Raw genomic sequence first — 10,960 nt, 5'->3', positions numbered from 1 at the left:
CGCGCTGGTAGAACTCGGCAACCACGGGGCGTTCGAGTTCGTCGCACTTGTTGAGGAAGGTCAGGCGGAAGGCAAAGCCGACATCGCCGCCAAAAATCTGGGTGTTTTCGCCCCAGGTGATGACCGAGCGCGGCGACATGACGGTCGACAGATCGCCGTTGATGAAGGCCGAACGTGTCAGGTCCGCGAGGCGCACCATGTTGGAGACCAGCTTCTTGCCCTTCTCCGTTTCGGTGAAGGCTTTGTTCTTCGCGAGAACAATGCCGACTTCCTTGTCGTGGGGCAGGTAGTTGAGCGTGGTCACGAGGCTCCAGCGGTCCATCTGGCCCTGGTTAATCTGCTGGGTGCCGTGATAGAGGCCCGAGGTGTCGCCAAGACCAATGGTATTGGTCGTGGAGAACAGGCGGAATGCCGGGTGGGGCACGATCACGCGGTTCTGGTCGAGAAGCGTCAGGCGGCCCGACTGCTCGAGAACGCGCTGGATCACGAACATCACGTCCGGGCGGCCGGCGTCGTATTCGTCGAAAACGAGGGCGATATTGTTCTGCACGGCCCAGGGCAGGATGCCGTCACGGAATTCGGTGATCTGCTTGCCGTCCTTGAGGACGATGGCGTCCTTGCCGACGAGATCGATACGCGACACGTGGCTATCGAGATTGACGCGGACCAGCGGCCAGTTGAGGCGCGCGGCGACCTGCTCGATATGGGTCGACTTGCCCGTGCCGTGATAGCCCTGCACCATGACGCGGCGGTTATAGGCAAAGCCGGCCAGAATCGCGAGCGTGGTGTTGCGGTCGAACAGGTAATCCGGATCGATCGGCGGCACGTGGTCGGTGCGCTCTTTGTAACCCTTGACCACCATGTCGGTATCGATGCCGAAAAGCTCGCGGGCCTTGTAATCGGTGTCGGGCAGATTGGTGAATTCGGTCATGGCAAGGGCTCGTGGATCAGGAGATTTTTCTTGTGTCAGAGGCGCATTGGCCCGTGGCTCTATAGCAGCAATGCTAACGTGCTGGTAGCCAAACTGTCACGATAGCGCTGGTGTCGTAACCCCTCGGGTTCAGCGGGCTACAAAACCCATTTTCTTGAGGTGGCTATAGGCCGCGATGATGGTGCGGAGCTTTTCTTCCGAGGAGCGATCGCCGCCGTTTACGTCCGGATGGTGGACTTTTACGAGGTTCTTGTAGGCCGCCTTGATGTCATCGGACTTGGCATGGCCGGAAAAGCCTAGGGACTCGAAAGCACGCCTGTCGTTCTCGTTCAGCGGCTTCACACGCTCGGCCGCAGGGCGCTGGGCCTGGCGGTGGCGATACTTGGCGAAGACGCCAAAGGGGTCGCCATATTTGTCGCCGGGGCGCATGCCGGCCGGCTTGGCCGAGGCGCGGGCATTCTGCGGATTGCCGGTGGCAAAGCTCGAGCGCGACTCCGCCTTGGGCGGGGTTGTCAGGGCTTCGTCCAGTTCTTCCTGGCTCATGCCGGCGAAGAAATTGAAGGCCTTGTTGTAGTGGCGAACGTGTTCGAGGCAGAAGTGGTGATACTGCCCTTCGCTGCGCGGCCCCTTGGGGGCGCGATACTCGCCGGGCTCGTCACAGCCTTCCCATTCGCAGGAGAATTCGGCCGGCTCGGGCTTTTCTTCCCGGCGCGGTCGAATACGGATCGTATCGAAAAGCTTGGATTGCTGTTTCATAGCACCTAGTTAAATGCCTAAATTTTCAATCGGAGACCGGCCATGTCCGTGAGGGACACAATCGTAGCAAAACTCACAGAGCGGTTCTCACCTCTCCACCTCGATGTGATCGACGAGTCGAACAAGCATCGGGGCCACGCCGGTTGGCGCGAAGGGGGCGAGACCCATTTTCGGGTGAGAATCGCGACCCGCAATTTTGACGGCTTGAGCCGCGTGGCGCAACACCGCGCCGTGTTCGAAGTGCTGGATGCGGAACTCAAGGACCGCGTCCACGCGCTTAATATCGAGGTTCTGCCTGCTGACCCGCTTTAGAGCCAGTCATTTATCGTCATTGCCGGGTTTATCCCGGCAATCCACTCTTTCCGTGCCTGCCGCCACCGAGGTGTGGGATCACCGGGCCCCCGGATCAAGTCCGAGGATGGCCCGGTAATGACGACGCAGAGGCGTTCAGGCCCCACGCATCTCCTCCAAAAATGCCGAAACCTTGGCGGGATCGACATTTTTTTCGATGAAGGCCTGGCCGATGCCACGGGTGAGAATAAAAGTCAGCGCGCCGCGCGAGACTTTCTTGTCCTGCGCGATGGCGGCCATGAGGGTTTCGGTGGAGCCGAGGGTTCCGGGGATGTCAGCCAATGTGGTGGGCAGGCCCGATTTTCGCAAGTGCTGCGATATGCGGCCTGAATCCTGACCCGGCGCAAGGCCGAGGCGATTGGAGAAGGTGTGGGCGAGGACTATGCCGATGGAAACGCCTTCGCCATGCAGCAGCCGGTCGGAATAGCCGGTGTCCTTTTCGAGCGCGTGCCCAAAAGTGTGGCCGAGATTGAGGAGGGCGCGAACACCGATTTCCTTCTCGTCCTCGATGACGACGCGCGCCTTGTGGGCGCAGCAGCGGGCGATGGCCTCGCCGCGAGCCGGGCCGCCGGCAAAGATTTCGGCGTGATTGGCTTCGAGCCATTCGAAGAAATCGGGATCGTCGATCAGGCCATATTTGACCACCTCGGCGTAGCCGGCGGCAAACTGGCGCTGGGGCAGGGTGTCGAGGGCCGAAAGATCGGCCAGCACCAGTTTGGGCTGGTGGAAGGCGCCGACGAGATTTTTGCCGTGCGGGGAATTGATGCCCGTCTTGCCCCCGACCGAGGAGTCGACCTGCGCGAGAAGCGAGGTTGGGATCTGCACGAAGTCCATGCCGCGGCGGGTGATCGAGGCGGCAAAGCCGGCGAGGTCGCCGATGACGCCGCCGCCAAGGGCGATGACGAGATCATTGCGTTCGAGCTTTGCGGCGAGAAGCCCTTCAACCACGGTCTGCAGGTGCTCCCAGCTCTTGGTGCTTTCGCCCGAGGGCAGGGTGATGGTCGAGAAGGTGAGGCCTGAAAATTCTAGGCTGGCGACAAGGCGCGGCAGTTGGAACTTGGCGACTTCGGTGTCGGTGACGATACCAAAGCGGCGGCCGGGGAATTTTTCCGCCAGGATCGCGCCTGCGTCATCAATCAGGTTGGGGCCGATGAGAATGTCATAGGCGCGCTCGCCCAAGGCGACGTGCACTGTGTGGGAAATATCGGCCATGGCGAAAACTTTCAGCGCAGGTGATGCAGAAGGGCGGAGATGACGTCGGCGGCAACGCTGTCCTGCGGCACGTCGCGGCTCAGGACCGTCAGGTCGGCCTCGGCATAGATGGGATAGCGGTCCGCGATCAGTTTTTCGAGCGTACCCTTGGGATCGGCGGTCTTGAGCAGCGGCCGATTGGACCGGCGCGAGACGCGTTCGAACAGCACATCGAGATCAGCCTTGAGCCAGACCGATATGGCGCCTGACTTTACCATGGCCCGGGTCTCGGGATTGACGAAGGCGCCGCCGCCGGTTGCGAGAACAATGTCGTTTTCTTTGAGCAGCCGCGAAATGACGCGCATTTCGCCGGCGCGAAATTCGGGCTCGCCGCGCTGGGCAAAGATTTCCGGAATGGTCATCTGCGCGGCCTTTTCGATTTCCTCGTCGCTATCGAGGAAACGCCGGCCAAGGCGAGTGGCGAGGCGCCTGCCGACCGTGGTCTTGCCCGCGCCCATCATGCCCACGAGGATGAGCGGCCTGCCGCCCAGCCGCTCGATGAGGGCCTTGGCGCGCGCCGATCGCGCGGGACTATCCGTTTTGCTCAAGAAAGGCGCCCTCCGAACTTAAGGCCGCTTGAAGCGATACGGCCCAAAGCTGTCAAGCGCAACGCGATTTTGCCTACCGGATGGAAACCTTTCTGTGGCAAAGTTTCGCTCGAAAACGCCGGAAAGCTCATGCCGACTCTCTTTCGCCTGCTGATCACCATCCTGTTCCTCGCTGGCCTCGTCTATGCGGGGATGTTTGCGCTCGTGTCCTTCGTCGAGCCCAATCCCAAGGACGTGGTGCGCAATATCCCGACGCGCGAACTCTTGGGTGAAACGGCGCCGACGCGGCCAGTGGGCATGCCGACGCCCAACGTGACCAGCACGCCGGCGGCCACGCCCGCCCAATGAGCCATCTCATCGGCGCATTCCTCGAAATGATGAGCGCCGAGCGGGGCGCCGCGGCCAATACGATTGCCGCCTATCGGCGCGACCTCACCAATTATGCCGGCTTCGTCGCGGGGAAAAAGCAGAGCCTCCTCGATTGTCCGCGCGAGACGGTCACGGCCTATCTTGATGGCCTCAAGGCCGATGGGCTTTCGGCCTCGTCGAGCGCGCGGCATCTGTCGGCCATTCGGCAGTTTCATAAATTCCTCTGTGCCGACGGCATGCGCGGCGACGACCCGACGCGGATCGTTGCCAGCCCCAAGACACGGCGCCCGCTGCCAAAAGTGTTGTCGGTGGCCGAGGTCGACAAGTTGCTTACTCTTGCCGAAGAGGAAGCCAATGCGGAAGCAACGCCCGCCAGGCAGGAAGCGGCGCGCCGGCTCTATTGCCTTCTCGAAATGCTCTACGCCACCGGGCTGCGCGTTTCCGAGCTGGTGGCGCTCAGGCGTTCAGCCGTGATGCGGGATTCCAGTTTCATCACCGTGGTCGGCAAGGGCAGCAAGGAGCGCGTGGTGCCGATGACCGACCGGGCGCGCGATGCGGTGCGTGCCTGGATTGCCACCTTGCCGCCGGGGCCATGGCTGTTTCCGGCCAATGGCGAGAGCGGGTATCTGGCGCGGCAGGTTTTTGGGCGCGATCTCAAAATGCTTGCGGGGCGGGCGGGCATTTCCTCGGCTCGCGTCGCGCCCCACGTTTTGCGCCATGCCTTTGCCAGTCACCTGCTTGCCGGGGGTGCGGACCTGCGTGTCGTGCAAATGCTGCTTGGGCATGCCGATATTTCGACGACGCAGATTTATACCCATGTGCTCGATGAAAAACTGCGCAATCTGGTTGAAACGCACCATCCTCTGGCCGGCGGATAGGGTCGAGCCTGTGGGAACGGAAGAGAAATCCCAAGCATTTCCCTTCCGAAACTTGACTCGGCATTGAACCATCGCCACTTTCCGGCCACTTTAGGGCGCAAGAGCCGTGGCCTAGAACAATCCGGGTCCCCAACAACGACCCTTACTGGCGGGTGGGATGCAGTCTTATCTCGATTTTGAAAAGCCGGTCGCCGATCTCGAAGCAAAGATCGCCGAACTCAAATCCCTCGCCGCGACCGATCAGGCCGTGTCGATCGACGAGGAAGTGAACCGGCTTTCCGCCCGCGCCGACGAGGCGCTGGTGGAAATCTACAAAAAGCTCACGCCCTGGCAGAAGACCCAGGTGGCGCGCCATCCGCAGCGTCCGCATTTTTCCGATTATGTGTCGACGCTGATCACCGAGTGGATGCCGCTGGCCGGCGACCGCAAGTTCGGCGAAGACGCGGCGCTGCAGGCTGGCTTCGGCCGCTTCAACGGGCTGCCCGTGGCCATTCTCGGCCAGGAAAAGGGCAATTCGACTGAGACGCGCCTCAAGCACAATTTCGGCATGGCCAACCCCGAAGGCTATCGCAAGGCTGTCCGCATCATGGACATGGCCGACCGCTTCAACATTCCGGTGATTTCCTTCGTCGATACCGCCGGCGCCTATCCCGGCATTGGCGCCGAAGAGCGCGGCCAGGCCGAAGCCATTGCCCGCTCGACCGAAAAGGGTCTTGAGCTTGGCGTGCCCAACATTGCCATCGTCATCGGCGAAGGTGGTTCGGGTGGCGCTATCGCCATTGCCACGGCCAACCGCGTGCTGATGCTCGAAAACGCCATCTATTCGGTGATTTCGCCCGAAGCCGGCGCCTCGATCCTCTTCCGCGATGCCGCCAAGGCCCAGGACATGGCCACGGCCCAGAAGATCACGGCGCAGGACCTGCTGGCGTTCAAGGTGATCGACGGCATCATTCCCGAGCCGACCGGCGGCGCACATCGCCACCATGGCCAGGTGATGGATTCCACCCGCGTCGCCATTTCGGACTTTTTGGCCGAGTTCGCCGGGAAATCGCGCCTGGAAACGCGCGAGCACCGCCGCGAAAAATTCCTCGCGATCGGCACCAATATCTAGGTCGAACCTTTTTCGACCGATGAAATCAGAACGCGGCTTGTGCAAACAGGCCGCGTTTTTTGTGTGCGCTAGTCGGCGAGTGCTTCAAACCCCGGCGTCGTGCGGCTGAACAGCACCTCGGTCACTTCATACTGGGCAACGCCGCCCGTCACGAACGGGTCCGCTGCCAGATAGGCTTCGATCTCGTCGCGATTGCCCTTGGCGAGGATGAACCCGCCGGTGCGCGGGTTCTTGCGCCCCGAGGCGAGGAACCAGCCGCGCTCATAGCCTTCAGCCACCCATTTCATATGCGGCTCGACATGGGGCTCGACCGCTTCCATCGAAGCGATGTAGGTCACGTTGAGGACAAACATGTGCAAAATACCTCCAACAACAAAAAACCCGGCACGAGGCCGGGCTTTTCAGAATTCTGTCGCCAGAACCGCTTCTTAGAGGCCGAGGCCCTTGAAACGTTCCTTGAAGCGGCTGACGCGGCCGCCGCGGTCCATCAGCTGGCCCGTGCCGCCGGTCCAGGCGGGATGGGTCTTGGGATCGATGTCCAGCTGCAGCGTGTCGCCTTCCTTGCCATAGGTGGAACGGGTGACATAGCTGGTGCCATCGGTCATGACGACGTTGATGGTGTGGTATTCAGGATGGATATCGGCCTTCATGGTCTTCGCCTCAAATCAAACGGGCGCCGAGGCGCCCGGAGAGCTGGAAACTTGTTGTTGGCGGCTTCTTACATAATGGAGCCCCAATAGGCAAGGGCGGGGGAGCGGCAATTTTACCCGTTTTCCGGCTGTTGCTCCATGCAAGGGGGGAGCCTATATCCAACCGGCTGCCTCAAGGCGGCTTTACGCAATTGGAATGCGGCACCCCATATGACCGACCAGGCCGCTCCGGCGGAAAACAACAGTGAAGAGGTGATCTCGGTCACCAAGCTGCCGCGGCGCCTGTCGCCGTTGCGCCAGCTCCTGCCGTTCGTGCTCGCCTATCCGGTGCGGCTGACCCTTACGGTGCTGTTCCTCCTCATTTCCACCGTTACCTCGCTTGCCATTCCCGCCATGCTTGGCGGCGTGGTGGACCAGGGCTTTGTGGCGCAGAACCTCGACAAGGTGAGCCAGTATGGCCTGTGGATCGTCGCCATTGCTGCGGTGATGGCGGTGGCGAGCGGCGCGCGCTTCTATTTTATCTCCGTTATCGGCGAGCGTGTGCTTGCCGATTTGCGGCAAGCCGCCTTCAGCCATCTCCTGCGTCTCGATGCGCGCTATTTCGACACCACGCGCGTCGGCGAGCTCACAAGCCGCCTCAATAACGATGTCGCCATCATCCGCAGCGCCGTGGGCTCGAGCTTTTCGCTCGCCCTGAGGTCGATGGTCACCATTATCGGCGCGCTGATCATGATGATCCTGACGAGCCCGGTGCTGACGCTGGCCGTGGTCATCGCGGCGCCGCTGATCCTGATCCCGGTCGTGGGCTATTCGCGACGTCTGCGCGGCATGTCGAGCAAGACCCAGGATGCGCTGGCGGAGCTGTCCGCCATGGCGACGGAAATGCTCGGCGCGACGCGGACGGTCAAGGCTTTCACCCAGGAAAAGGTGCAGACCGCGATTTACGAAAGCCGTAGCGAAGAAAGCTATCAGGCCGAGGTGCGCCGGCTCGGCGCCCGCGCGATCCTTGTCGCTCTCGTTATCTTTCTTGGCACCGCCGCGCTTGTCGGTCTCGTCTGGTGGGGTGCCAGCGCCGTGTTCGAAGGTTCGGTCACGGCCGGCCAGCTTGCCCAGTTCATGATCTATGCGCTGATGGCCTCCGGCGCGCTGACCAATGTCTCTGAGGTCCTGGGTGCGCTGCAGACCGTTGCCGGCTGTACCGAGCGGCTGATGGAAATTCTTGCCACCGAGGCCACGATCGAAGACCCCAAGCACCCGGTTGACCTGCCGGTGCCGTCGCTAGGGACCGTGAGCTTTGAGCATGTGGCCTTCCGCTACGACCCGACCCAGCCCGGACGGGTGCTCGATGATGTAAGTTTTTCGGTCGCCAAGGGCGAGACCGTGGCGCTGGTCGGTCCCTCGGGTTCGGGCAAGTCGACGACGCTCTCGCTGCTGCAACGGTTCTACGATGTCACCGACGGCACGATCCGCGTCGATGGCGTCGATATTCGCGACGCGCGCCTTGCCGACCTGCGGCAGCGCTTTGCCTATGTCGAGCAGGAGCCGACGATCTTTGCCGGCACGATCGCGGAAAATGTTCGTTTCGGTAAGCCCGGCGCGACGGATGCCGAAGTCGAAGCGGCGGCGCGTGCCGCGCTGGTGCACGATTTCGTGGTCGATCTGCCCGCGGGCTACGACACGATCGTGGGCGAGCGCGGCGTCATGCTGTCCGGTGGCCAGAAGCAGCGCCTCGCCATTGCCCGCGCCATTCTCAAGAACGCGCCCATCCTGCTGCTCGATGAGGCAACCTCGGCGCTCGACGCGCAGAGCGAGCGACTGGTGCAGCTGGCGCTCGAACATCTGATGGAAGGGCGGACGACCCTCGTCATCGCCCATCGCCTCGCCACCATTCGCGATGCCAACAAGATCCTCGTGCTCGAAGCGGGCCGGATCATCGACCAGGGCACCCATCAGGAACTGGTGGCCAAGGGCGGGCGCTATGCGGAGCTGGCGAAACTGCAGTTCCGTGGGGATGTTTCGCACTAGCGACGCCCCTACACACGGTGTCATTCCCGCGAAAGCGGGAATCTCTTCTGCGTGCGCCTAAGCTGATCCCAAGTCTCGCAGGGCTCGACCCGTGATTTGACGGCGCGAGCGCCGTTGCCAATCACCCTTCCGTCAGCTTGAACTCGATGCGACGGTTCCGCCTGAACGCCTCTTCCGTGTCACCCGGATCGAGCGGGGCGAATTCACCGAAGCCGGCGGCGACGAGGCGTGCCGGGGCAACGCCCTTGCTGACGAGATATTGCGCCACCGAAATCGCACGCGCCGCCGACAGCTCCCAGTTGGAGGGGAAGCGAGCATTGGAAATCGGGCGGCTGTCGGTATGGCCGTCGATGCGCAACACCCAATTGATATCGTCGGGGATTTCGGTTTCGAGCTGCAGGATGGCGTCGGCCAGCGCATCGAGCTGCGGGGTACCTTCGGTGGCGATATCAGCCTGGCCGGGCTCGAACAGCACTTCGGATTGGAAGACGAAGCGGTCGCCCACGATGCGTACATCGGCACGGCCTTCGAGAATCTGCCGCAGGCGGCCGAAGAAGTCGGAGCGATAGCGCGACAGGTCCTGCACGCGCTGGGCCAAGGCCAGGTTGAGGCGGCGGCCGAGATCGGCGATCTGGGTGCGCGATTCCGTGTCGCGGGTTTCCGAGGCTTCGAGCGCCGATTCCAGCGCGGCAATCTGTGTCCTCAGGGCCGCCAGTTGCTGATTGAGCAGCGCCACCTGCGCATTGGCCTCTTCGGAGAGCTTTTCGGAATTGAGCAGGTCTTCCTGAAGACCGGCAATGGTGTCGTCGCGGTCGCCAAGGCCCGCGCCGATGCCGGAAAGCTGGCTGGTCAGGCTCTGGTTCTGTGCGTCCGCTGTTGCGAGCGTCGCGGTCAGGGTTGCCAGTTGCGAGGTCAGGTCGTCGGAATTGGCGCGTTCGAGCTGCAGCAGTTCGGTCAGTTCGGCGATCTGGCTATTGAGCCGCGATAGCGCGGTGTCTCGTCCCTGGATTTCCTGCCCTAAGAAAAACTGGGTGAGCATGAAGAGGCTCAACAGGAAAATGATGACGAGCAGCAGGCTCGAGAGGGCATCGACGAAGCCCGGCCAATAGTTGGCCTCTACCCTGCGGCGTGAGCGGCTCGATGCCATGGCCTAGTCCCGGCGCCCGGAATTGTCGGTCTCGTTGAGCATGGCTTCGATGAGGTCGCGCAGCTTCCTGTTGGTTTCGCTCTGCTCGGTGATATAGGCGCGCAGATCTTCCTGCTCGGTGCGGATGTGTTTGACCAGCCCATCGATGCCGCGCGCCAGTTCGGCCATGGCGCGAATGGCGTTCTGCGACGAGTTCTGGTTCTGCATCGAGGCGCCGATGCTGTCGATCATGGCCTGCATTTCCGGCCCGCCGGCATTGGACTGCATGGCGCTGACGGGATGGTCGAGCTCGGTCATGGAAGTCATCCAGTCTTCGAGATCGGTATAAAAGGCATTCTGCGCCTGACTTGTCTGCAGGTCGAGGAAGCCAAGGAGAAGCGAACCGGCAAGGCCGAACAGCGAGGACGAAAACGCGGTGCCCATGCCTGCCAGCGGGGCGGCAAGGCCCTCCTTGAGGTTGGTGAAGAGCGAGGCGCTGTCGGCCGAGGTCACGTCGAGCGCGTTGATGACGCCGGCAACCGAGCCCACGGTTTCAAGGAGACCGTAAAACGTACCCATGAGGCCGAGGAAAACCAGCAGGCCCGTCAGGTAGCGCGAGGTGTCCTTGGCTTCATCGAGGCGATTGCCCACGGAGTCGAGGATGGACCGCATGGAGGTAGGCGTGATCACCGCTTCCCCTATGCGCTCGCGCAACAGCCCGGCGACGGGCGCCAACAGCACCGGCGGGCGAACCTGGGCCGAATTGCCGTCCTGGAGCGAATTGACCCACTTTACCTCGGGGAAAAGGCGGAAGAACTGCCGGAAACTGAGGAAAATGCCTATGAACAGGGCAAAGAAGATCATCGAGTTGATGAACGGGTTGGCCCAGAAGAATGTCACGATCTGGCTGAACAGGATCGCCGCTACAAGGGCGACCAGCACCAGGAAAATGACGATCTTGATG

The 10,960-nt window shown here is 62.1% G+C and carries 13 protein-coding genes; 5 read left to right on the top strand and 8 right to left on the bottom strand.

The genetic code is table 11. The features are described 5' to 3' along the window. Positions 1–931: cobaltochelatase subunit CobS (cobS, locus tag ABW043_RS15805; protein ID WP_353922159.1), on the bottom strand; the 931-nt coding region annotated here is incomplete at its 3' end. A 129-nt stretch (positions 932–1,060) separates the two neighbouring features. After that, positions 1,061–1,687 carry a J domain-containing protein gene (locus ABW043_RS15800; protein WP_353922158.1) on the bottom strand — a complete coding sequence of 209 codons (627 nt, stop codon included), beginning with the start codon at positions 1,685–1,687 and terminating at the stop codon, positions 1,061–1,063. Between the two features lie 42 nt (positions 1,688–1,729). On the opposite strand from ABW043_RS15800, the gene ABW043_RS15795 reads away from it, so the two are divergent. Continuing rightward, positions 1,730–1,999, top strand: a complete 270-nt coding sequence (locus ABW043_RS15795) for a BolA family protein (protein WP_353922157.1) — start codon at positions 1,730–1,732, stop codon at positions 1,997–1,999. A gap of 135 nt (positions 2,000–2,134) precedes the next feature. On the opposite strand, the gene aroB is transcribed toward ABW043_RS15795, so the two are convergent. Together aroB and ABW043_RS15785 are read right to left on the bottom strand one after the other, a co-directional pair. Next, a complete protein-coding gene (gene aroB, locus ABW043_RS15790; protein ID WP_353922156.1) occupies positions 2,135–3,250 on the bottom strand; it encodes a 3-dehydroquinate synthase in 1,116 nt (371 codons plus the stop codon). An 11-nt stretch (positions 3,251–3,261) separates the two neighbouring features. Continuing rightward, positions 3,262–3,837, bottom strand: coding sequence for a shikimate kinase (locus ABW043_RS15785; RefSeq protein WP_353922155.1), 576 nt, complete (start codon positions 3,835–3,837; stop codon positions 3,262–3,264). Positions 3,838–3,966: 129 nt separating this feature from the next. Here ABW043_RS15785 and ABW043_RS22920 point away from each other — a divergent pair, with 129 nt between their 5' ends. From ABW043_RS22920 to ABW043_RS15770, 3 genes are all read left to right on the top strand, one after another. After that, on the top strand, positions 3,967–4,185 hold the full coding sequence (locus tag ABW043_RS22920) for a hypothetical protein (RefSeq protein WP_449394283.1): 219 nt from the start codon (positions 3,967–3,969) through the stop codon (positions 4,183–4,185). Beyond that, the gene (locus ABW043_RS15775; protein ID WP_353922154.1) at positions 4,182–5,084 is read left to right on the top strand and encodes a site-specific tyrosine recombinase XerD; all 903 of its coding nucleotides are present in this window, start codon (positions 4,182–4,184) and stop codon (positions 5,082–5,084) included. Before ABW043_RS22920 ends, ABW043_RS15775 begins: the two co-directional genes overlap by 4 nt. A 157-nt stretch (positions 5,085–5,241) precedes the next feature. Further along, on the top strand, positions 5,242–6,195 hold the full coding sequence (locus ABW043_RS15770; RefSeq protein WP_353922153.1) for an acetyl-CoA carboxylase carboxyltransferase subunit alpha: 954 nt from the start codon (positions 5,242–5,244) through the stop codon (positions 6,193–6,195). A 68-nt stretch (positions 6,196–6,263) separates the two neighbouring features. Here the strand turns inward: ABW043_RS15770 and ABW043_RS15765 are convergent, their stop codons facing one another. Both ABW043_RS15765 and rpmE read right to left on the bottom strand, forming a co-directional pair. Beyond that, positions 6,264–6,548, bottom strand: coding sequence for a YciI family protein (locus tag ABW043_RS15765; RefSeq protein ID WP_353922152.1), 285 nt, complete (start codon positions 6,546–6,548; stop codon positions 6,264–6,266). A gap of 75 nt (positions 6,549–6,623) precedes the next feature. After that, a complete protein-coding gene (gene rpmE, locus ABW043_RS15760) occupies positions 6,624–6,845 on the bottom strand; it encodes a 50S ribosomal protein L31 (RefSeq protein ID WP_353922151.1) in 222 nt (73 codons plus the stop codon). A gap of 210 nt (positions 6,846–7,055) precedes the next feature. Here rpmE and ABW043_RS15755 point away from each other — a divergent pair, with 210 nt between their 5' ends. Then, positions 7,056–8,870, top strand: coding sequence for an ABC transporter transmembrane domain-containing protein (locus ABW043_RS15755; protein WP_353922150.1), 1,815 nt, complete (start codon positions 7,056–7,058; stop codon positions 8,868–8,870). Between the two features lie 121 nt (positions 8,871–8,991). Here the strand turns inward: ABW043_RS15755 and ABW043_RS15750 are convergent, their stop codons facing one another. Together ABW043_RS15750 and ABW043_RS15745 are read right to left on the bottom strand one after the other, a co-directional pair. Further along, the gene (locus ABW043_RS15750; RefSeq protein ID WP_353922149.1) at positions 8,992–10,017 is read right to left on the bottom strand and encodes a peptidoglycan -binding protein; all 1,026 of its coding nucleotides are present in this window, start codon (positions 10,015–10,017) and stop codon (positions 8,992–8,994) included. Between the two features lie 3 nt (positions 10,018–10,020). Beyond that, on the bottom strand, positions 10,021–10,960 hold a 940-nt coding region (locus ABW043_RS15745), incomplete at its 5' end, for a flagellar motor protein MotA (protein ID WP_353922148.1).

Source organism: Devosia sp. (assembly GCF_040509215.1).
Lineage (GTDB): Bacteria > Pseudomonadota > Alphaproteobacteria > Rhizobiales > Devosiaceae > Devosia.
Note: the sequence above shows the minus strand (reverse complement) of the source record. Positions and strands in the feature narration are given on the sequence as shown.

Coding starts and splice junctions, on each gene's coding strand:
- ABW043_RS15800 (WP_353922158.1), bottom strand. CDS start 1,687: ATGAAACAGCAATCCAAGCTTTTCGATACGATCCGTATTCGACCGCGC.
- ABW043_RS15795 (WP_353922157.1), top strand. CDS start 1,730: ATGTCCGTGAGGGACACAATCGTAGCAAAACTCACAGAGCGGTTCTCA.
- aroB (WP_353922156.1), bottom strand. CDS start 3,250: ATGGCCGATATTTCCCACACAGTGCACGTCGCCTTGGGCGAGCGCGCC.
- ABW043_RS22920 (WP_449394283.1), top strand. CDS start 3,967: ATGCCGACTCTCTTTCGCCTGCTGATCACCATCCTGTTCCTCGCTGGC.
- ABW043_RS15775 (WP_353922154.1), top strand. CDS start 4,182: ATGAGCCATCTCATCGGCGCATTCCTCGAAATGATGAGCGCCGAGCGG.
- ABW043_RS15770 (WP_353922153.1), top strand. CDS start 5,242: ATGCAGTCTTATCTCGATTTTGAAAAGCCGGTCGCCGATCTCGAAGCA.
- ABW043_RS15765 (WP_353922152.1), bottom strand. CDS start 6,548: ATGTTTGTCCTCAACGTGACCTACATCGCTTCGATGGAAGCGGTCGAG.
- rpmE (WP_353922151.1), bottom strand. CDS start 6,845: ATGAAGGCCGATATCCATCCTGAATACCACACCATCAACGTCGTCATG.
- ABW043_RS15755 (WP_353922150.1), top strand. CDS start 7,056: ATGACCGACCAGGCCGCTCCGGCGGAAAACAACAGTGAAGAGGTGATC.
- ABW043_RS15750 (WP_353922149.1), bottom strand. CDS start 10,017: ATGGCATCGAGCCGCTCACGCCGCAGGGTAGAGGCCAACTATTGGCCG.